The following is a 19,461-nucleotide window of genomic DNA, read 5'->3' on the forward strand; positions in this document are numbered from 1 at the left end:
ATTAAGGACAAAGTCTATTTTAATAAGGAAACTGATACTTGTACTCTTTGGTTCAAAAAATCACCCAATCAACAGATAAAAAGATTATTATCCTTTTAGGTTGAGGACATATTTCGATGCTATTAATTAAAGCACCAACAACATCCAAATGTTACAAGCAAAATGGCCTGAATTGCCAAGCGCATGATCTAATTTCTTAAAACCTGCTTTTTCGTACATTCCAATTGCAGTAGACAATTCGGGGAAAGATTCTAAGTAAACTTCATTATAACCATAGTGTTGGGCAGATTCTATACTTTTTTGCATTAAAATTTTGCCAATTCCTTTACCCCGTGCATCCGCAGAAAGGTAAAACTTCACCAACTCCACGCAACCATCGGGCAAACCAGCTGTTGGATAAATGCCGCAACCACCAAGTATAACGCCATCTTCTTCTGCCAGCCAGTAGTCAGAACCTTCTTGCTTAAAAACATCATACAAGTGGTCGGTAGTCGGATCAGTATAAACAGTGCCTGGCTTATCAATTTTAAATTCTCTGAAAATTACACGAATAAGCGTTGCTAATTCTTTATTATCACTTTCCTCTATTTTACGAATCTTGATGGCCATTTTCTAATTAATTATAGGAGTATAAACTTTACGATATAATACTTATTTGATATTCTGTTAATATACCAAAGGTACATTTACAAATATTTTAATCGAAGACATGAATCAAATATTTAGTTTATTTATTCCAAAAGATAAAACTTTTCAACCATTGTTTGAAGATGGCGCTGTTAATCTTTCGAAAATTTCTGAAGCACTTGTTCACTTCATCCGCTCGAAAGATGAGGCTGAAAGAAGCTTGCTTTCTAAAGAAATAAAGGCATTGGAGTTGGTTGGAGACAAAGCTACAGATGCGATTTATGAAGAATTAAATAAAAGCTTTATTGTACCGTTTGATAGGCAAGATGTACATGCTTTAGCAACTAAAATCGATGACATCGCTGATGATATTCTTGCCATTATGCTAAATATGGAACTTTATCATTTAAACGTTTCAAATGATGCAATGTTAAAACTTGCCGAAATTATTGCTAAAATGTGCAGCGAACTTGCTGTTGCAATTAAGGAAATAAAACACTTTAAAGACAAGCAACTCATTATAGATATTTGTTATAAAGTTGGTCAGATGGAAAGTAAAGCTGATCGACTTTACGAGCAATCCATCTCCCTATTATTTGAAAACGAAACAGATGCGATTTCGTTAATCAGACAATCTGAAATTTTGAGCTTACTTGAAAAAGCGACAGATAAATGTGATGATTTAGCAAATGTAATCGAAACCATCTTTTTAAAAAACGCTTAGTTTTCCGCCAATTAAAGGGGTATTTTATATCCTTTTATTTAAAATAATTGATAAATATTAAAACAAAAGATGATCCTAAATCATTTGTTAAAGAAAAGATATTTATGGAAAATCAAGATAAAAACACCAACAATCCACATCCAAAACCATCTGATGATGCACAGGCACAGGTAGAAACTATAATTCCATCTACTGAAACCGAGGAAAGCAAAACAACCGAAGTTAAGCAAGTTAAACAAGAGGATACAAGCGACAAAGCTGAGGATAAAAATAACGAGGTGGCATCTCAAGAAAAAAAAGATGAGGTTACTGATCCCGATGATTTAACGGATGCTGAAGACACCGAAGCCAATGCTGAAGAAAAAACTGATGAATCTGACGAAGCTGATCAGATCGAAACTGTTGCCCCTTAAATTTTCGAACTTATTATATTTAAATCAATGCTGAAATAGTTTTGCTAATTTGGCGTTATGATTAGCATGAAAAAGAAACTATTGCTTTGCCTTTTAACCGCTTCAATGTTCGGTTGTGGCATTAACAAGCAAGCACAACAAATAAAGGCACTTGAAGCCTGTACCTATAAGGTTAAAAACGTAAATCAAATAAGTCTTGCTGGTACAGATTTAGCCAAATTAATTAATGAGCAGAATTTTAGTTTGACAAGTTTACCAGGTGTTGCCTTAGGTTTATTGAGAAAAGATATTCCGTTAAGCGCAAAACTGAATCTGGAAATTACTAATCCTTCATCAAACTTAGCTGCAATTAATCAGTTTGAATATAAAATTTTAGTAAACAATACCGATTTAGCAGAAGGTATTATAAATCAGGCCGTAAGTATTCCACAAGGGCAAACCGTTTCTGTACCTGTACAAATGACCAGCAATATTTATGGTTTAATATCAAACGGAAACGTTTTAAATGATATTATAAAAGCTGCTCAGAAAGGCTCTAAAAGTGATGAAAAGTTAGGTTTATTGACAATTAAAATTAAACCAACAATTATGATTGGGAATACACCAGTAAAATATCCTGGTTACATTACCATTAATAAGGATATCAGTAGTAAAATCCTATTATAAAAACAAAAAGTCCTCAGATATTAAATCTGAGGACTTTTTGTTTTTATTGACGTATGATTAAAACTTCTTACGTGGTTCTTTTACCATTCCTTTAAAACTATTTTGGTCCAGAGTTTCTGACACTAAGTTAAGTTCTGCAACTGATAACCTTGTTGGCATTGTTGTAGATTGGGCGCTTAAGCTTGACGTTTTAGCCGCCGTAGTTACGAAACTACCTGTTTTTGCGTAAAGCAAAGCGTATGACAATAGTGTTTCTGATTCATCTCCCCAAGCTTTTGTTAAATCTTCAAAAGCTTCTTTGTCAACAGTTAACCCTGCATAATAACCACCAGTTCCAGTTTGATTTTTGGTTTCAAACTCAGGAATATACATATCTACTTTATCAATTTTAATTGGGAAAAAGCCAACTGGCTTACCATAGGTGGTTGTTCCAATTAATTTAACATCCATAACAGGCTTTAAACTATTAATGGTTAATTCACTTGCTGAAGCAGTTGCATTGGTTACAATAAAATATACCCTACTTAGGTTTAATGCACCAGATTTTGCAAATTTCTCAATATTATCTGCCGAAGTTGATGAATAATTTAAGTCGGCATAAGTTGCATAAGTATCATTTACACCACCCTTAAATGGCTGTAATTTACCTGCATCATCGGTTATTGGTTGCTTAGCTAAAATAGATGCTTTTCGCTGTGCTGTAGTTAGGCCCTGCAAATAAGCATTATAATAAGAGGTATACATTGTATTACCCGTTTGCGCAGCAGGACCAAGTATGTTAATAATTTGTGTTGCAGTACTTACATAACCACCTCCATTATACCTTAAATCTACAATCACTTCGGTTGCACCCTGACTTGCAAAATTTGCAAATGCTGCACTTATTACTGCATTCGCATTATTGGTATAGCTATTAAAAACAATGTATCCTACCTTTTTTGTACCAACCGTATATACGTTTGTGTATAATATCGGATTTAAAGTATAGGTAGCTCTATTTACGGTAACAGTTTTAGAAACACCTGCCAAATCGGTAAAGGTTACTGTTACACTGCTATTTGTACCAAATAAGGCACTATTTAAAAAAGTAACGTTGCTTGAGCTGTAAGTTAAATTTGCTTGCGAATTTACGGCTGTAATCTTACACCCTCTTGATAAACCCTGCTGACTTGCAGGCGAATTTGGATAAACGTATTTAACGCGTAAATCTGTAGTCGTGTTATATAAAACTGAAAAACCATAATCGGTTTCACTGCCATTTATATCTGCTTTTAAAGATGCTGTTTTCCCTGTGGTACCATAATCAAAAAACGAATATTTAGGCGATGTACTTCCATTAACATATTCATAAGGTTTTCCTGTAGCTGGGTTTAAAGAAAATTGCGTAATTGCATATAATTCTGTTTCAATAGAACTGTAATTACGGGGTTTAAAGGCCTCGTACGTTGGTAACGAAGTATTCCAGTAGTAAAGTTCTTTGGCATATAAAAAAATCGAATCCTTTGTTAGCTCATCTCTTGTAGCAGCCACTGGAGTTGGAGTCGGTGTAACCGCTGGTGCGGGTTCGCTTTTCTTACAAGCACTAATCACCGATATACTAATAAGGGTTATTAGCATAAGGAATTGTGGGGTAGATCTTTTCATGGCTGATACAATGTTCTAACGATATTAAACTAAATACGTTTTTTTTGGCATAAAAGTTTGTTTTAAAAAAATTTCGCAGAAAAAACAGATAATCTAATGTAAGGTTATTCCAAATATATTTAATCAATGTACCGTTAAATAACAATTATTTAACGATAAAAAGCCTTTCAATCCTGAAAGGCTTTTGTTGTAGCTAAATGGGATGACATTATATGCTACAATGAATCTCAGTTCTTCTACTAACTGAAATATGTTTAAACAGGAATAGTTTAAGTAGTTTTTTTATCAAATAGCTTCGCTTAAAATGTAAATCATTTGCCTGTTATCGAGTAAAAACAAATATTCTCTCCCTATGGTAGATTTTGTTTTGTTTATTTTGACAACCTTACCTTGGTTCTCATATTCATCTACGATCTCATCGCCGATTTTAACCCGATTTAATTTTCGTAGAGATGTTGTATAAGTTACATTTATCATACGCTTGTTTATTTATCTATAATAAAAATAGATAATACTTTGAAGCTAATTTAATAAAGTAGATGAAGGCCTAAATATAGTAGAGGTAAATAGAATTACCGAAGATTAGAGCCAAAAGCTATATTACAAAAAATAGTAGAAATATGCTTTTATCACTCTAATCAAACGTTTGTTTAGTATTTTACAGAAGAAATAAGTAGACCTAAATGCCTTTTAATTTGTCTCTCTTACACCCCAATAACTTATAGAGAACAATGTATATTTAATTTGGAAAATTAAAATCTCAGAAAATGGAAAAAATAGAATTTAAAAAAGAGGTTAAAGCATCGGCAGAAAAAGTTTGGGACGTTCTGTTAGGTAAGGACACTTATCCTAAATGGACTTCAGTTTTTGCAGAAGGTTCTTCGGTAGAAACAGATTGGAAAAAAGGTAGTAAAGCAATATTCGGAGATGGAACGGGAAATGGTATGGTTTCCAGAATTGAAGAAAATATACCATTTAAATTTTTATCGATAAAACATTTGGGAGAAATTAAAGATGGAAAAGAGGATTTAGATAAAAATTGGGGTGATGCGTATGAAAATTACACCTTAACAGAAAAAGACGGACATACCATATTAGATATTGAACTAAATATTAGCAACGACTGGAAAGATTATATGAATGATACCTGGCCGAAAGCATTGGCTCTTGTAAAAGAATTGGCTGAAAAATAAACCTGTTAAAACCAAAAAAGCCTTTCATTTCTGAAAGGCTTTAGGAAGTGGTGCCTGCTGGAATCGAACCAGCGACACAAGGATTTTCAGTCCTTTGCTCTACCGACTGAGCTAAGGCACCTCCCTTTTGGGATTGCAAATGTAATATTCTTTTTTTCAAATCCAAGAACCGAATTGAAAAAATATTCGCTACTGTTCTCAACTTTAAAAACCAAAAAGCCTTTCATTTCTGAAAGGCTTTGGAAAGTGGTGCCTGCTGGAATCGAACCAGCGACACAAGGATTTTCAGTCCTTTGCTCTACCGACTGAGCTAAGGCACCTTCCGTTTGGGATTGCAAATGTAGCGTTCTTTTTTCAAAAGCAAAACTTTTTCTAAAAAAACCTTTTCACTAACTGATTATCAATTAATTAATTTTTACAGCGCTTTAAATTTAATGCGAAAACTAAATTTAGAATAAATACAAACAACAATTTATCCTATTTTTTTATGCATGCATAGTAATTTATTTGAATTAAATATCCTAATTTAGCACTAACAAACCTAAAAACAGATGGTAAGCCAAATTCTTTTTCTCCTAATAACATTGGCCGCAGTTGCGCTATTTTCAGTTAATTTTCGAAAAATTATCCGCAATATACGCTTAGGTAAAGCTGTTGATCGTAACGATCAACCTAAAAAAAGGTTAATAACCATGATTAGGGTAGCCTTTGGCCAATCGAAAATGGTGGTCCGCCCTATTCCAGCATTTTTACACTTTTTCGTTTATGTTGGTTTTGTAATCATTAATATCGAGGTTTTAGAAATTATGATCGATGGCCTTTTCGGAACCCATCGTATTTTTCACGGCTTAGGCGGTTTATATAACTTCCTTATTGGCTCATTCGAGATATTAGCTTTTACAGTATGGCTGTCATGCGCAATATTCTTAGTTAGGAGAAATATTTTAAAATTAAAGCGCTTTAGAGGTGTTGAAATGACAAGCTGGCCAAAATCTGATGCAAATTATATTTTGATCACCGAGATATTATTAATGTCGGCTTTTTTACTGATGAATGCAGCTGATGCGAAACTACAGGCTTTAGGAGCAGGCCATTACGTTAATGCAGGCTCATTTCCCGTAAGTCAGTTTTTACAAGGCCTGTTGCCAAATACAGTTAATGCATTAGAATTGATCGAAAGAGGTTGTTGGTGGTTTCATATTATCGGCATTTTAGCTTTTTTAAATTACCTGCCCTACTCAAAACACTTTCACATTCTTTTTGCCTTCCCGAATACCTACTTTTCAAACCTGGAGCCTAAAGGTGAATTTACTAACATGGCTTCTGTTACAAACGAAGTTAAAGCCATGCTCGATCCTTCTTTTGTTCCTGCAGAAACTGAACCAGGTAAATTTGGTGCAAAAGATGTAACTGATTTAACATGGGTAAACCTGATGAATGCTTACACTTGCACCGAATGTGGCCGATGCACTTCTGTTTGCCCTGCAAATATTACAGGTAAATTATTATCGCCAAGAAAAATTATGATGGATACCCGCGACAGAATTACTGAAGTAGGTAAAAATATAGATAAGAATGGCGCCGAACATCAGGATGGCAAATCCTTACTTGACGACTATATTTCGAGAGAAGAAATTTGGGCTTGCACCAGTTGCAATGCTTGTGTAGAGGCCTGTCCTGTAAATATAGACCCATTGCAGATTATTATGGAATTACGTCGCTTTGCAGTGATGGAAGAATCGCAGGCACCATCGAGCATTAATTCCATGCTTGGCAATATCGAAAACAACCAGGCACCATGGAAATATTCACCTGCCGATCGTTTTAACTGGGCACAGGAAAATTAGTTTAGAATTATTAATAAACCTCAGGTTTTTGAACTTGATACTTGATATTTAAAAGATGGAATTTAAAGTCCCTACAATGGCCGAATTAATGGCCGCAGGAGAAGAACCAGAAATATTATTTTGGGTAGGTTGCGCTGGAAGTTATGACGAAAGAGCTCAGAAAATAACCCGCGATATTTGCAAGATATTACATCACGTTGGGATGAAATACGCTGTTTTAGGTACCGAAGAAAGTTGCACAGGCGACCCTGCAAAAAGAGCTGGAAATGAGTTTTTGTTTCAGATGCAGGCCATGACCAACATTGAGGTATTGAATGCATACAACATAAAAAAAATAGTAACAGGCTGCCCGCATTGTTTTAATACTATTAAAAACGAGTATCCAGGCTTAGGTGGCACTTACGAAGTTATTCATCACACCCAGCTTATTCAGGATTTAATAAACGATGGCAAATTAAAAGCAGAAGGCGGCGAAAGCTTTAAAGGACGTAAAATTACTTATCATGATCCTTGCTATTTGGGCCGTGCAAACGGAATTTACGAAGCTCCGAGAAAAGCTTTAGAAGTTTTAGATGCGCAACTGGTTGAAATGAAACGCTGTAAAAGTAACGGCTTATGCTGTGGCGCTGGTGGTGCACAAATGTTTAAAGAACCCGAAAAAGGCAACAAAGATATCAATGTAGAACGCATTGATGAAGCATTGCAAACAAATCCACAAGTAATTGCCGCTGGCTGTCCATTCTGCATGACCATGTTAAGCGATGGAATTAAGCTAAAAGATAAAGAACAGGAAGTTAAAGTTTTAGATATTGCTGAAATTACGGCAAGAGCAAATGGGCTGTAATTAAATCGGCTTTGCTGAGGAACTACAAAACCTTCTCAGCAAAGCTTTATAATAAAACTTAAGGATTATTAATTTTAGTTAAGCGTTCTTTCATAATATTTAAATCTTCTGCTTCAATGTTTTTTAAAGGAATTACAATACAGGCAGCCATCGAATCTACATCGCCTTTTTTATCATTATAAGTCTGAACAATAACATCGTCGCTTTTAGTTCTTAAAAATAATTGTCCAGAGCTTGCGGTTCCATAGTAATCCAAATCCTTAAATTTAGCCAGTTTAAAAGCAAAGTATTCTACTTTTCCATTATTAAAATAACGTTTATACCTGCAAAAACCATTGTTGGTAACATTCAGTTCATACTTCTTAACCAACTTGCTTTCCTGGCTCGAATCGTAATGTTCAATTAGGCTTTTTTGAAGAAATTCAGCATATTCTTCTAAAGAATCTCTAAACGAAAAAGCGCATAAAAGCAAGCAAATGGCAGGAATACAAAGTAATTTCAAGCAGAATGTAAACTTTTTCATAGGGATGGCGTTTAGGATATAGCAAGTTAAATAAAATGATAAATTTGTAGTATGATTTTTTCTCCACAATCAAGAGTTTGGATATACCAAAGCAATAGAAAGTTTTCTTCGGTAGAAGAAATTGAGATTTTACATAAACTCGAAGCCTTTACAAGCCAGTGGAAAGCTCATGGAAATGAATTAATGGCGAAAGCCGAAATCAGATATGGCTTTTTTATCATTTTAACAGTTGATGAAAGCCAGGCCAACGTAACTGGCTGTTCTATTGATAGCTCAGTAAGAATTATTAAAGATATTGAACAAAGTTATCATGTAGATCTATTTAACCGTTTTAATATGGCTTACAAAATAGGTGAAGAGGTACATGTACAGGGCAAGGAAGATTTTGAAACATTGGTAAATATTAAGCAGATTACTACAAAAACAATTGTTTTTAACAACATGGTGCAAACTTTACAAGAGCTTGAAACCAAATGGGAAGTTCCGTTTGAAAACAGTTGGCATGCAAATGTTTTTGCTCACCTCCTATAATATATAATTCCACCCCTTTTATCTCTTAAATAATTTTGCCCTTACCCAAACAAAATCGCTAGGAAAAGCTTTATATTACCGAATATAAACGATCTCTATGGCAAGGTGGCTCAAAATTTCTCTAAGAATTCTTTCGGTATTTGTTGGATTGATCATATTGACTTGGCTTGCAGGTGCTTTTTACATCAACCGAAATAAGAAAGAAGTTTTAGCCTCTATTTTAGAGCAGTTAAATAAAAACCTTAATGGAAAAATAACGGCCAGAAGTATGGAACCTACTTTATTGAAAGGTTTTCCAGGTATATCTGTTTCACTAAATGATGTTTTACTTCGAGATAGTTTGTGGGCGCAACACAAACACGATTTGCTAAAAGCACAAGATATTGATGTTTCCTTAAACCTATTTTCTTTGTTTTCTGGCAATGTCAATATAAATAGAATCAGTATAAACAACGCTTCTGTTTACATCTATCAAGATTCTTCGGGTTATAGCAATACCAGTATTTTCAAAAGCAAACCTGCTCCAGAAAAAAAATCATCTCCGAAATCATCAGCGCTTGAAATAAAAAATATAAATTTTAACAATGTAAAATTGGTTCTCGATAACCAAAAACGTTTTAAATTATTCAATTTCGCTATTGATCAAATTGAAGGTAAAATGGAATACCCAGATAGTGGTTGGACAGGAAAGATCAAGTTAAAAACAATGGTTAATAGCTTTGCTTTTAACACCAGAAAAGGGAGCTTTTTAAAAGACAAATTACTTGAAGGTACTTTATCAGCTCATTACAGTCGGATTGAAGATGCCGTAATTTTAGCTCCAGAAATACTTAAAATTGGCGCTAACCCGTTTAAAATTGGTGCGAAAATAGATTTGGCCAACTCGGGCTTTAACATAAGCATAGCTGTAGATCAAATTTTATACAAAGATATAGCCTTGCTCCTTTCTCCAAACATTTCTTCGAAACTTTTAAAATTCGGAATCGAAAAACCAATTGATGTAAGAGGAAATATTATCGACGACGGCTCGGGAAAATATGGCGACCCTTTAATTCGAGTTGGTATAAAAGTAAGAGATAACATCGTTTCTATTCCCGCAGGAACATTAACAGCTACAAATTTCGATGGTTCTTTTACCAATCAAGATACAGTTGGTGGCATTATTGGTGATGAAAATTCTTCTATAAAATTTTTGAAATTAACAGCAAAGTACTTCAATGCTCCGTTAAAAATTGATACCCTTACGGTAAATAATTTAGCCCGCCCTATTGCCACAGGGTTGATTACCTCTCAGTTTCCACTTTCAAACCTTAATAACTCAATAGGAACTAACGACTTTGAATTTAAAAACGGAACAGCCAGTTTAAGTTTATATTGTAAAGCCGATATTGATAATTTCCGTTTTACCAAACCCGTGGTTTCTGGTAAAATTAAAATTGCAAATGCAGATATCCTATACATCCCCAGAAAAATGCATTTAGTTAAAAGTGCTTTAAATATCGATTTCAATCAAAACAACTTATCAATTCAAAACGGGCACTTTCAATTAGGTAAAAGCGAGCTTAATGTAAGTTGCAACATTGCAAATTTTGCAAATCTATATTATACCGATCCAGAGAAAATTTTAGTTAACTTAAAAATGCATAGTCCTCAGCTTTATCTAAATGAGTTTTTGCCATTTTTAGGCCCAAGGACGGTAAAGAAAAAAACGAAATCCTCTGCAGGCACAAAAACAGTATCGAAAGAACTAAGTAATGTTTTAGAAGTTTCTAAAATGAATATTCGGCTAACTGTAGATAAAGCTATCTACGATAAATTTACGGCCAAGAATCTTGATGCAGATATTTCGCTTCGTGGTGAGGGTATTTTCCTCAACAAAATAAGTGTTGCACATGCTGGTGGCTTGCTTTCTTTAAATGGTAGCATCATCCAGGAGTCAGCTTCAAACCGCTTTAAAATTAACTCAAAGATTAGCCACGTAAGTGTTAAAGATTTCTTTTATTCATTCGATAATTTCGGTCAGAAAAGCATTACCAATCAAAATTTAAGAGGTTACTTATCCGCCTTGGTTAATATCGGTGGCCGAATTTCGCACGGTGGAAAAATTCTACCAAGGTCCATTAACGGAAAAGTAGTTTTCAACCTTAAAAATGCCGCTTTGGTTAATTTCGAACCATTGGAAAAAGTAGGCAAACTGGCCTTTGCAAACCGTAATTTATCCGATATTCGAATTAATAACCTCGATGGAACCTTAAATATTAATGGAGATAAAATAGCAATAAGTCCGATGCAAATTAATTCGAGTGTATTAAACCTTAATGTTAAAGGCATTTACGGCTTAACATCGGGCACTAACATTGCTATGGATATCCCTTTAAGAAACCCTAAAGGCGATGAAGTGCTCGACAAAAAACAAAAACGCGAAGCGAGGATGCGTGGAATTGTTTTACATCTAAAAGCTGTAGATGAAAATGGGGAATTAAAGGTAAGGTGGAATAAGGATCACGATTAATTGGCTTGTTAGTTGTTTAGTTGGTTGGTTTTTTAGCTTACTTGTATTAAACGAAAAGAACAACGAAAATCAACTAAAAATCCAAAGGCCCCAATCTTTTCATATTTCTTAAAATCAGGTACTGGCGATGCCTGATGTATGGTGTCGCATTTTTAGGTGTCCACCGCAATGGATTTGGAAAACAGGCAGCAATTAAGGCCGCTTGATTTCGGGTTAACTTCTGGCAGGATTTACCATAATATTCTTGCGATGCAGCTTCTGCGCCATAAATACCATCGCCCATTTCGATTACATTCAAATAAACTTCCAGAATACGTTCTTTACTCCAAAACATTTCGATTAGTAAAGTAAAATAAGCTTCAAAGCCTTTACGAATCCATGAGCGACCAGGCCACAAAAAAACATTTTTAGCCGTTTGTTGCGAGATTGTACTTCCACCTTTTACTTTTTTTCCTTTTGCATTACTGGCAAAAGCCTTTTCTATAGATTTAAAATCGAAACCAATGTGCTTTAAAAACAACTGATCTTCTGCCGATACCGCTGCACGTTTCATATTATCAGATATATCCTCGAATTTAACCCACTTTTTATCCGTTTTAAAAGACTTTCCATCTGCTTTACGCTCAATGTTTCGCAAAACCATTAACAAGGTAATTGGTGGATTAATAAAGCGAAGCGTAATCACCCAAAACACCGACACACACAAAAAGTAAATAAATACCTTAGTGGCTATATCAGTAATGCGTTTTAAACGTGGGTGCTTTGTTTTAGTTTTAGCTTTAGTATTTCGGGATTTAGCCATAACACAAAGTTAGCAAAATCTTAATCTTGCTATAATTTCAATCTAGTGGTAAATGACAAAAATTAAACGTTTTTTTAAAGTAGCTTAAACATATTTGCATCTTATTCGTTAAATCAGAAACGAAATTATGAGCAAGAAAGTAGCATTAATTACTGGAGGAAGCAAAGGAATTGGATTTGGGATTGCAGAAGCCCTTTTAAAAAATGGATATCAGGTTGCCATCACAGCTAGAACCATTGCAAGTGCAAATCAGGCAGCTTCAGAATTAGTTAAACATGGCGATATTTTGGCGATCGAAGCTGATGTGAAAGATTTTAACTCGCAAACCGCTGCCGTGAATTTGGTTGTCGAAAAATGGGGACAATTAGATGTGCTGATCGCAAATGCAGGCGTTGGACATTTCGCACCAATTGATGAAATGGATGTTAACCTTTGGAATGAAATTATCGACACCAACCTTACTGGAGTTTTCTATAGTATAAAAGCTTCTGTTGAAGAAATTAAAAAAACTAAAGGCACTATTTTTACCATTTCCAGCTTAGCGGGCACAAACTTCTTTGCTGGTGGTTCTGCTTATAACGCAAGTAAATTTGGCTTAACAGGATTTACACAGTCGGTTATGCTCGATCTAAGAAAATATGGTGTAAAGGTAAGCACCATTATGCCAGGTTCTGTTGCCAGTCATTTTAACGATCATAATCCCGATGCCGAAAATGATGCGTGGAAAATTCAGCCAGAAGACATGGGCAAGCTAATTGTTGATTTATTGGCAATGCCAGCGAGAACCTTACCGAGTAAAGTCGAAATCAGGCCAACTACGCCAAAAGGATAAAAAGATGTAAAAAGGAAGTATATTACGTTCCAGATCAATATATTTTCCATAAAAAAAGTCCTTTCACAATGAAAGGACTTTTTTATATTCTTCAAGAAATGCTTATTCAGCGATTACTGAGAAAGGAACCTGAACTTTCACTTCTTTGTGTAAGTTTAAGTTAGCGATATAATCACCAACAAATTTAGGTTCAGTTTCAAAAGTAATACGACGACGGTCAACATCAAAGCCTTGAGCTTTTAATGCTTCAGCAATTTGGATTGTGTTAACAGCACCAAATATTTTACCGCTTTCGCCAGCTTTAGCACCGATAGAAAGTTTAACATCAGTTAAACGTTCAGCGATACCTTCAGCATCTTTCTTAATTTTATCTTGTTTAAAAGCAGCTTGCTTTAAGTTTTCAGCTAATACTTTCTTTGCAGAAACAGTTGCTAAAGATGCAAATCCTTGCGGAATTAAATAGTTACGACCATAACCTGGTTTTACCGTAACGATATCGTCTTTCTCGCCTAATGATTTAATATCTTGTTTTAAAATAATTTCCATATCAAATCCTCCTATTTTAATTGGTCAGCAACGAAAGGTAACAAACCGATGTGACGAGCACGTTTAACAGCCTGAGCCACTTTACGTTGAAATTTTAACGAAGTACCAGTTAAACGGCGTGGTAATAATTTACCTTGATCGTTAATGAATTTTAACAAAAAGTTTGCGTCTTTGTAATCAATGTATTTAATACCGTTTTTTCTGAAACGGCAATATTTTTTACGGTTATCCTCTACTTTAGGGGCAGTAACGTATTGTATTTGTTCTCTTGCCATTACGCTGCAACCTCCTTAGTTTTTTTGTTAAACGCACCGCTGCGTTTTTTAGCGTTATAAGCAACTGCATGTTTATCTAACCTGATGGTTAAGAAACGAAGCACACGCTCATCACGTTTTAATTGTAATTCTAATTTAGCAATCAAGTCACCTGGAGCACTATACTCAGTTAAATTGAAAAATCCGTTTGATTTTTTAGCGATCGGATACGCTAATTTTCTTAAACCCCAATTATCTTCGTGGATAATTTCGGCACCGCCATCAGTAAGAACTGCTTTGAATTTAGCCATAGCTTCTTTCGCAACATCTTCTGATAACAACGGGGTTAGAACGATAACAGTTTCGTACTGATTCATTGTTATAAAATTTTTAATTTTTTAATCCCGAGGTATATTACGGGGACGCAAAAGTAACAATATATTTCTTAAAATCAAACCTTTAATAAGAAAAAGAGCTAATAATTTTCTTTAAAAACCGCTGCTGATCATGATCGATTCATAAGGGTTTGATTTTAAACACTCACTTACGCCAACAAAAATCACGAAAATCGTCCAATATCACATCAATGCGATCACAAATCGGCTCAATCTTTGCTCCCACCCTCATTATAATTTCAACGCAAAACCCAATTAGATGATGATTAGACAACAAACACTATCCAAAAAAACACTATTTTATTTTTTAGCCTCTGCTACCCTCTTCTTATCTGCTTGTTCAGAAACACCTGAAAAATTCTTTGACATCACTATCCTGAACACCAATATGGTTAACGATTTTGCCAGCCCCGATTTAGCCCGTCATATAAATGATGAAACGAAAGAATATCCAGATATTCCATCGAGTAAAAAGGTAGGAAACGAAGCCGCCACTAATCTCACAAATAAAGTTTTATACCTGGAGCAATCGCTGGAAAAAGTGAAAAAACTTTCTGCATCGGGAGCTGATGAGGAAGAGATTAAAAAATGCTCTACACAGCTTTATGAATTAGTGATTCCTGTCTATAAAAATGAATACCTCGCGTACGCTAAAATTTGCGATAAAAAAGGAAGTCAGGAAGATAAAGATGCGGTGATACAGAAAATAGATCAGCAATACGGTGCCCGTTTCGAGCAAACTTACAACAGCTTAATGAACAAAGGCAAAACCTACGCTGCAAAGCATAATATCCAGGTTAACTGGGGCAAATAAGCAATTGAAGTAAATATCATTCAAAACAAAAAAAGGGATTATCTTTTCAGATAATCCCTAATCAATTTAATATTTAATTGAATTAGCGAATTTGAACAGTTTTAACAGCTTCTTGATTGTTTGACTTTACTAGAAAAGTTAGTTCTTTTCCGTAAGTTTTTAATGTTTCGAATCTTTTTACCACTTTCGATTTGTTGGTGAAAGTTTCTTTATAAAGTTCCTCATTATATTCGTTGTAAACCGCAACTTCAACAGGCTCTTTTCCTGCGTTATCAAGACTAAGCGTAATCAATGAGTTTTCTTTTGTGATTACTGGTTTGAAAACATTTTTAATAGTAGGTTTCGATATAACAGCTTTGTTATTTGCAATAACAATTTTGTATTCTGCTAATTTAGAATCAGATTCTACTTTAAGCACATATTCGCCATTTGGCAAAGCATTTAAATCATAAGTCTTTGTAGAAGCACCTTTCGAATGAATGCTTTCTTCAAACAGAACATCATTGTTTACTTCTCTGATTGATAAATTAATATCAGAAGCCTCATCGATAAAGAAACGGATAGATTTGCTATCGTCTGCTTTTACCTTAAGTGTGTAAACTTCGTCGTTTGCGTATGTTGCTGAAGCAGTAAAAATAGTTGCTGCTAAAAGGCTGATTTTAAGTAAATTTTTCATGATCAATAATTTTTAAGGGTTTGTAATTATTTGATAATGCTAAATTACCACTGTTTCAGGCACATAGTTGATTCTATATTCACCGATTACTATGCTATTTTACCCTTAAATATCAAATTCATACATAAACCAAACAATAAAGCATATTTTATTTTGTATTTTTGATTTATAAATGAAGAAAATTAGACCCAGTTTTGAAGTTGTAGAACCTTCTTTCGGAAGCTCGTTTTATTATTCAAAGTACATTGAGAATGCCAACAATAAAGCGCATTTATGGCATTACCATCCAGAAATAGAAATGGTTTTCGTTAATGGCGGTTCAGGCAAGCGGCAAATCGGCAGCCACGTATCGTATTACACAGATGGCGATTTGATCTTAATTGGCAGTAATTTGCCGCATTGCGGCTTTACGGATACCAATACTGGTAATAAAACAGAAGTTGTGGTGCAAATGAAACCCGACTTTTTAGGCGCTGAATTTTTAACACTTAAAGAAACCAGAGGAATAGCTAATTTATTTGAAAAGGCTAAGTATGGCATCGCCTTTGGTAAAGACACTATGAAACTTGTTGGCCCGACATTAGAAAAAATGCATAACGCCTGGCCATTAGAGAAATTACTAGCCTTGCTTGGTGTATTACGAGAATTAGAACAGGCTTCTGACTACAAACTCTTGAATGCACAAAATTTCTCTCTCGAAATGCAAGTACAAGACAATGACCGTATAAATATGGTATTTAATTATGTTAAGGATCATTTTTTGGAGGAAATCAGCTTAGAACATATTGCAGAAATGGCCAGCATGACTGTTCCATCGTTTTGCAGGTATTTTAAAAAGATAACCAAAAAAACTTTTACCAAGTTTGTAAATGAGTACCGTATTGTACATGCATCTAAACTATTGGCAGAAAAACCAATGAGTATTGCTAATATCTGCTTCGAAAGCGGCTTTAATAACTTTAGCCATTTTAATAAGATTTTTAAAGAGTTTACAGGGAAAAGTGCTTCACAATATAGACAGGAGCTGAAGGCTGTAATTAAGTAGCTTAGGCTAAAATTGTTCTAATGGTATATTTTCATTGTTATTTGACGATCGCAATTTGATAATTTGTAAGTGAAAATTTGAGATCTACAACGACCAGCGATAAACGAAATAGCAGTATTAAACCCAACTTTTCAACATTATAACTTTTCAATCCCTCAACACCTAAATTTTTCCTATTTTCGTGCCGATGGAAAATTTTATCGTTTCTGCCCGTAAATATCGCCCTGCAACGTTTGAAACCGTTGTTGGTCAACAGCATATTACAGGTACGCTAAAAAACGCCATTAAAAACAATCAACTAGCGCAAGCATTTTTATTTTGCGGTCCGCGTGGAGTAGGTAAAACAACTTGCGCACGTATTTTAGCTAAAACCATAAACTGTACTAATCCTACAGCAGAAATGGAAGCTTGCGGACAGTGCGAGAATTGTGTTTCTTTCCAAACTGGTCATTCTTTTAACATCCATGAGCTGGATGCGGCATCTAACAACTCTGTTGATGATATCCGTAGTTTGATTGAGCAGGTTCGCATACCTCCACAAGCAGGCAAATACAAAATCTACATTATTGATGAGGTTCATATGTTATCGCAAAGTGCATTTAATGCATTTTTGAAAACTTTGGAAGAACCACCTTCTTACGCGATTTTTATTCTTGCAACTACCGAAAAACATAAAATTTTACCAACGATTTTATCTCGTTGCCAGATTTTTGATTTCAACAGAATTCAGGTTGAAGATATTTCGTCTCATTTAGCTACAATTGCTGGTCGCGAAAATATTGCTTTTGAAACCGATGGTTTACATATTATTGCTCAAAAAGCAGATGGCGGTTTACGTGATGCGCTTTCGATGTTCGATCAAATTGCGAGTTATGCAAATAAGAACATTACTTATAAGGCGGTAATTGATAACCTTAATATTTTAGATTACGATTACTTTTTTAAATTAACTTCGTACTTAACTGCAGCAGAAGTTAGCCAAACGCTACTTTTATTTGATGAGATTTTAAATAATGGTTTCGATGGCAACAATTTCATAAATGGCTTAGCTTCTCACTTTCGTAATTTGTTGGTGGGTAAAGATGGTGCGACCATTAAACTGTTAGAAGTAAGCGAAAATATTAAGCAAAAGTATCTTGAGCAGTGTAAACAAACCGAACTTTCATTTTTGTTAACTGCGCTGAACCTAGCCAATAGTTGCGATTTAAATTATAAAAACTCTAAAAATCAGCGCCTGCAGGTAGAGTTGGCATTAATAAAAATGTGCCATATCCGCTCTGTCGTCCATTTGGCGCAGCAACCTTTAAACCTTAGTAACACAGCAACTGACCAAGATCAGGATAAAAAAAAAACTAATGTCGTAGCCGAAACAGCTCCACAAGCAGATGGTTTAAAGTCTAAAACTGAAAGCGAAACTTCTGTTCCAACGGCCACAAACATAACAAAACAAGAAGTTCCTTTAAGTGTTCCATCAGATCAAGCCAAAGAAACACAAAGAGTTAATCCAGCACCTTCGGCAACATCAATAAGCATTAAAATTCCTAAAGCAAACCCTGCGAGCACATTAATTCCATCATTAAATGATTTGGAGCGAGTTGCTAATGGAGAAGACGATGGAAAGCCGAAAACTGTTACTGGAGAAGCCCGTCAAACTTTTACTTACGAAAGGCTTTTGGAGGTATGGAACAATTACATCCAGATTTTAAAAGCAAGCGATAAAATTAACTTGTTTACGATTTTAAACAATTTTGCCCCGACTTTACTTAGCCCCGTTTTAATCGAAATCTCTGTCGAAAGTAAAACCCAGGAGCAATTTATTGTACAAGAATCTGTAGATCTTATGAATTTCCTTAGGAATGAGTTACAGAATTTTGCTGTAGACATTACCTTTAAACTAATGGAACGTAAGTTGGAAAACAGGCTTTATGGCAATCGGGAGAAATACGATTACCTGGTTAACAAAAACCCAAAGCTAGAAGAATTGAGGAAACGATTTAATTTAGATGTAAATCCATAAAAAAGCAGAATTAACACCATTAATTCTGCTTTTTTATTATTGTGCTTTTATAACAATTTGTAATGTTATTTTGCGGGTATATCATTTACTGGATAACCCTCTTCATCCAAATCATCCCGATTATCTTCGTCTGTACGAGCTAAAATTTCATCCTCTGTACTTAACTTAACACTTTCTCCATTATCAACATGCATGCCCAATTCTTCTAAATTATCATCAGCAATTTCTTCCTTTCTCGCGTATTCATCACCAACATAAGGATTTGCTTCATCATAGGTAGAATCATCATCAACAGCACCAGCTGCAACTGTTTCATAACCCATCGGATGATCATAATCTTTATCCTCACCCTTTACATCAAGTTCATAACTTTGCTTATGCTTATCGTAAGATAAATTTTCTTTATTGATTTCGCTATTTTGAGTGGTGCTATGAATCTTATCCTGCGACCCTTTATTTTCGTTATCTGCCATGATGGTATCTCTTAATTTTTTATATTTAATTATAACAACTGGATTGTTCGATGGTTTTGGAACCTTAACAAATATAATCTTAA

General features: G+C 34.7%; 21 protein-coding genes and 2 tRNA genes. 12 read left to right on the plus strand and 11 right to left on the minus strand.

Going from position 1 to position 19,461, the window contains the following annotated elements:
- Positions 1 to 126 precede the first annotated feature (126 nt).
- Positions 127 to 609, minus strand: a complete 483-nt coding sequence (locus ACZZZI_RS03470; protein WP_463488565.1) for a GNAT family N-acetyltransferase — start codon at positions 607 to 609, stop codon at positions 127 to 129.
- A 100-nt stretch (positions 610 to 709) separates the two neighbouring features.
- On the opposite strand from ACZZZI_RS03470, the gene ACZZZI_RS03475 reads away from it, so the two are divergent.
- The 3 genes from ACZZZI_RS03475 to ACZZZI_RS03485 all read left to right on the plus strand — a co-directional run bounded on the left by ACZZZI_RS03475 (position 710) and on the right by ACZZZI_RS03485 (position 2,430).
- Positions 710 to 1,351, plus strand: a complete 642-nt coding sequence (locus ACZZZI_RS03475) for a DUF47 domain-containing protein (protein ID WP_316759487.1) — start codon at positions 710 to 712, stop codon at positions 1,349 to 1,351.
- Positions 1,352 to 1,398: 47 nt separating this feature from the next.
- Positions 1,399 to 1,764 carry a hypothetical protein gene (locus ACZZZI_RS03480; RefSeq protein ID WP_463488566.1) on the plus strand — a complete coding sequence of 122 codons (366 nt, stop codon included), beginning with the start codon at positions 1,399 to 1,401 and terminating at the stop codon, positions 1,762 to 1,764.
- A 66-nt stretch (positions 1,765 to 1,830) separates the two neighbouring features.
- On the plus strand, positions 1,831 to 2,430 hold the full coding sequence (locus ACZZZI_RS03485) for a hypothetical protein (protein ID WP_463488567.1): 600 nt from the start codon (positions 1,831 to 1,833) through the stop codon (positions 2,428 to 2,430).
- 57 nt (positions 2,431 to 2,487) lie between these two features.
- Here the strand turns inward: ACZZZI_RS03485 and ACZZZI_RS03490 are convergent, their stop codons facing one another.
- Complete coding sequence (locus ACZZZI_RS03490) at positions 2,488 to 4,047, minus strand: S41 family peptidase (RefSeq protein ID WP_463488568.1); 1,560 nt, start codon at positions 4,045 to 4,047, stop codon at positions 2,488 to 2,490.
- Positions 4,048 to 4,841: 794 nt separating this feature from the next.
- On the opposite strand from ACZZZI_RS03490, the gene ACZZZI_RS03495 reads away from it, so the two are divergent.
- On the plus strand, positions 4,842 to 5,267 hold the full coding sequence (locus ACZZZI_RS03495; RefSeq protein ID WP_463488569.1) for an SRPBCC domain-containing protein: 426 nt from the start codon (positions 4,842 to 4,844) through the stop codon (positions 5,265 to 5,267).
- A 48-nt stretch (positions 5,268 to 5,315) separates the two neighbouring features.
- On the opposite strand, the gene ACZZZI_RS03500 is transcribed toward ACZZZI_RS03495, so the two are convergent.
- Together ACZZZI_RS03500 and ACZZZI_RS03505 are read right to left on the minus strand one after the other, a co-directional pair.
- Positions 5,316 to 5,388, minus strand: a tRNA-Phe gene (locus ACZZZI_RS03500).
- A gap of 126 nt (positions 5,389 to 5,514) precedes the next feature.
- A tRNA-Phe gene (locus tag ACZZZI_RS03505) sits at positions 5,515 to 5,587 on the minus strand.
- Positions 5,588 to 5,818: 231 nt separating this feature from the next.
- Here ACZZZI_RS03505 and ACZZZI_RS03510 point away from each other — a divergent pair.
- Entirely contained in the window at positions 5,819 to 7,114 is a 1,296-nt protein-coding gene (locus ACZZZI_RS03510) for a 4Fe-4S dicluster domain-containing protein (protein WP_463488570.1), read from the plus strand.
- A 55-nt stretch (positions 7,115 to 7,169) separates the two neighbouring features.
- Positions 7,170 to 7,958, plus strand: a complete 789-nt coding sequence (locus tag ACZZZI_RS03515; RefSeq protein ID WP_463488571.1) for a (Fe-S)-binding protein — start codon at positions 7,170 to 7,172, stop codon at positions 7,956 to 7,958.
- 58 nt (positions 7,959 to 8,016) lie between these two features.
- On the opposite strand, the gene ACZZZI_RS03520 is transcribed toward ACZZZI_RS03515, so the two are convergent.
- The gene (locus ACZZZI_RS03520) at positions 8,017 to 8,481 is read right to left on the minus strand and encodes a hypothetical protein (RefSeq protein WP_463488572.1); all 465 of its coding nucleotides are present in this window, start codon (positions 8,479 to 8,481) and stop codon (positions 8,017 to 8,019) included.
- Between the two features lie 51 nt (positions 8,482 to 8,532).
- Here ACZZZI_RS03520 and ACZZZI_RS03525 point away from each other — a divergent pair, with 51 nt between their 5' ends.
- Entirely contained in the window at positions 8,533 to 9,012 is a 480-nt protein-coding gene (locus ACZZZI_RS03525; RefSeq protein ID WP_316759508.1) for an ABC transporter ATPase, read from the plus strand.
- Positions 9,013 to 9,109: 97 nt separating this feature from the next.
- Entirely contained in the window at positions 9,110 to 11,524 is a 2,415-nt protein-coding gene (locus ACZZZI_RS03530) for an AsmA family protein (protein WP_463488573.1), read from the plus strand.
- Between the two features lie 73 nt (positions 11,525 to 11,597).
- Here the strand turns inward: ACZZZI_RS03530 and mtgA are convergent, their stop codons facing one another.
- A complete protein-coding gene (gene mtgA, locus ACZZZI_RS03535) occupies positions 11,598 to 12,326 on the minus strand; it encodes a monofunctional biosynthetic peptidoglycan transglycosylase (RefSeq protein ID WP_463488574.1) in 729 nt (242 codons plus the stop codon).
- A 127-nt stretch (positions 12,327 to 12,453) separates the two neighbouring features.
- Between mtgA and ACZZZI_RS03540 the strand changes: the two genes are divergently transcribed.
- Positions 12,454 to 13,158: an SDR family oxidoreductase gene (locus ACZZZI_RS03540; protein WP_344764900.1), complete on the plus strand. Its 705-nt coding sequence runs from the start codon at positions 12,454 to 12,456 to the stop codon at positions 13,156 to 13,158.
- 102 nt (positions 13,159 to 13,260) lie between these two features.
- On the opposite strand, the gene rplI is transcribed toward ACZZZI_RS03540, so the two are convergent.
- Genes rplI through rpsF form a run of 3 tightly spaced genes read right to left on the minus strand, consistent with a single transcriptional unit; the run spans position 13,261 to position 14,335 of the window.
- Positions 13,261 to 13,704 (minus strand): 50S ribosomal protein L9, encoded by a 444-nt coding sequence (rplI, locus tag ACZZZI_RS03545; RefSeq protein ID WP_316759516.1) that lies wholly within the window; start codon positions 13,702 to 13,704, stop codon positions 13,261 to 13,263.
- A gap of 11 nt (positions 13,705 to 13,715) precedes the next feature.
- Entirely contained in the window at positions 13,716 to 13,979 is a 264-nt protein-coding gene (rpsR, locus tag ACZZZI_RS03550) for a 30S ribosomal protein S18 (RefSeq protein WP_056093004.1), read from the minus strand.
- Positions 13,979 to 14,335, minus strand: a complete 357-nt coding sequence (gene rpsF / locus ACZZZI_RS03555; protein WP_316759519.1) for a 30S ribosomal protein S6 — start codon at positions 14,333 to 14,335, stop codon at positions 13,979 to 13,981. The genes rpsR and rpsF overlap by 1 nt, the downstream gene beginning before the upstream one ends.
- Positions 14,336 to 14,612: 277 nt before the next feature.
- Here rpsF and ACZZZI_RS03560 point away from each other — a divergent pair, with 277 nt between their 5' ends.
- Entirely contained in the window at positions 14,613 to 15,167 is a 555-nt protein-coding gene (locus ACZZZI_RS03560) for a hypothetical protein (RefSeq protein WP_316759521.1), read from the plus strand.
- Positions 15,168 to 15,249: 82 nt separating this feature from the next.
- On the opposite strand, the gene ACZZZI_RS03565 is transcribed toward ACZZZI_RS03560, so the two are convergent.
- Positions 15,250 to 15,843 carry a hypothetical protein gene (locus ACZZZI_RS03565; RefSeq protein ID WP_316759523.1) on the minus strand — a complete coding sequence of 198 codons (594 nt, stop codon included), beginning with the start codon at positions 15,841 to 15,843 and terminating at the stop codon, positions 15,250 to 15,252.
- Between the two features lie 172 nt (positions 15,844 to 16,015).
- Here ACZZZI_RS03565 and ACZZZI_RS03570 point away from each other — a divergent pair, with 172 nt between their 5' ends.
- Together ACZZZI_RS03570 and ACZZZI_RS03575 are read left to right on the plus strand one after the other, a co-directional pair.
- Positions 16,016 to 16,888: an AraC family transcriptional regulator gene (locus ACZZZI_RS03570; RefSeq protein ID WP_316759526.1), complete on the plus strand. Its 873-nt coding sequence runs from the start codon at positions 16,016 to 16,018 to the stop codon at positions 16,886 to 16,888.
- A gap of 187 nt (positions 16,889 to 17,075) precedes the next feature.
- A complete protein-coding gene (locus tag ACZZZI_RS03575) occupies positions 17,076 to 18,905 on the plus strand; it encodes a DNA polymerase III subunit gamma/tau (protein ID WP_463488575.1) in 1,830 nt (609 codons plus the stop codon).
- Positions 18,906 to 18,970: 65 nt separating this feature from the next.
- On the opposite strand, the gene ACZZZI_RS03580 is transcribed toward ACZZZI_RS03575, so the two are convergent.
- Complete coding sequence (locus tag ACZZZI_RS03580) at positions 18,971 to 19,378, minus strand: hypothetical protein (RefSeq protein ID WP_316759532.1); 408 nt, start codon at positions 19,376 to 19,378, stop codon at positions 18,971 to 18,973.
- Positions 19,379 to 19,461: the final 83 nt, after the last annotated feature.

Source organism: Pedobacter sp. AC190 (genome assembly GCF_979258025.1).

Bases quoted from the DNA above. Each gene is read 5' to 3' on its own strand.
- ACZZZI_RS03470 (WP_463488565.1), bottom strand. From the start codon at position 609: ATGGCCATCAAGATTCGTAAAATAGAGGAAAGTGATAATAAAGAATTA.
- ACZZZI_RS03475 (WP_316759487.1), top strand. From the start codon at position 710: ATGAATCAAATATTTAGTTTATTTATTCCAAAAGATAAAACTTTTCAA.
- ACZZZI_RS03485 (WP_463488567.1), top strand. From the start codon at position 1,831: ATGAAAAAGAAACTATTGCTTTGCCTTTTAACCGCTTCAATGTTCGGT.
- ACZZZI_RS03490 (WP_463488568.1), bottom strand. From the start codon at position 4,047: ATGCTAATAACCCTTATTAGTATATCGGTGATTAGTGCTTGTAAGAAA.
- ACZZZI_RS03495 (WP_463488569.1), top strand. From the start codon at position 4,842: ATGGAAAAAATAGAATTTAAAAAAGAGGTTAAAGCATCGGCAGAAAAA.
- ACZZZI_RS03510 (WP_463488570.1), top strand. From the start codon at position 5,819: ATGGTAAGCCAAATTCTTTTTCTCCTAATAACATTGGCCGCAGTTGCG.
- ACZZZI_RS03515 (WP_463488571.1), top strand. From the start codon at position 7,170: ATGGAATTTAAAGTCCCTACAATGGCCGAATTAATGGCCGCAGGAGAA.
- ACZZZI_RS03520 (WP_463488572.1), bottom strand. From the start codon at position 8,481: ATGAAAAAGTTTACATTCTGCTTGAAATTACTTTGTATTCCTGCCATT.
- ACZZZI_RS03525 (WP_316759508.1), top strand. From the start codon at position 8,533: ATGATTTTTTCTCCACAATCAAGAGTTTGGATATACCAAAGCAATAGA.
- ACZZZI_RS03530 (WP_463488573.1), top strand. From the start codon at position 9,110: ATGGCAAGGTGGCTCAAAATTTCTCTAAGAATTCTTTCGGTATTTGTT.
- mtgA (WP_463488574.1), bottom strand. From the start codon at position 12,326: ATGGCTAAATCCCGAAATACTAAAGCTAAAACTAAAACAAAGCACCCA.
- ACZZZI_RS03540 (WP_344764900.1), top strand. From the start codon at position 12,454: ATGAGCAAGAAAGTAGCATTAATTACTGGAGGAAGCAAAGGAATTGGA.
- rplI (WP_316759516.1), bottom strand. From the start codon at position 13,704: ATGGAAATTATTTTAAAACAAGATATTAAATCATTAGGCGAGAAAGAC.
- rpsR (WP_056093004.1), bottom strand. From the start codon at position 13,979: ATGGCAAGAGAACAAATACAATACGTTACTGCCCCTAAAGTAGAGGAT.
- rpsF (WP_316759519.1), bottom strand. From the start codon at position 14,335: ATGAATCAGTACGAAACTGTTATCGTTCTAACCCCGTTGTTATCAGAA.
- ACZZZI_RS03560 (WP_316759521.1), top strand. From the start codon at position 14,613: ATGATGATTAGACAACAAACACTATCCAAAAAAACACTATTTTATTTT.
- ACZZZI_RS03565 (WP_316759523.1), bottom strand. From the start codon at position 15,843: ATGAAAAATTTACTTAAAATCAGCCTTTTAGCAGCAACTATTTTTACT.
- ACZZZI_RS03570 (WP_316759526.1), top strand. From the start codon at position 16,016: ATGAAGAAAATTAGACCCAGTTTTGAAGTTGTAGAACCTTCTTTCGGA.
- ACZZZI_RS03575 (WP_463488575.1), top strand. From the start codon at position 17,076: ATGGAAAATTTTATCGTTTCTGCCCGTAAATATCGCCCTGCAACGTTT.
- ACZZZI_RS03580 (WP_316759532.1), bottom strand. From the start codon at position 19,378: ATGGCAGATAACGAAAATAAAGGGTCGCAGGATAAGATTCATAGCACC.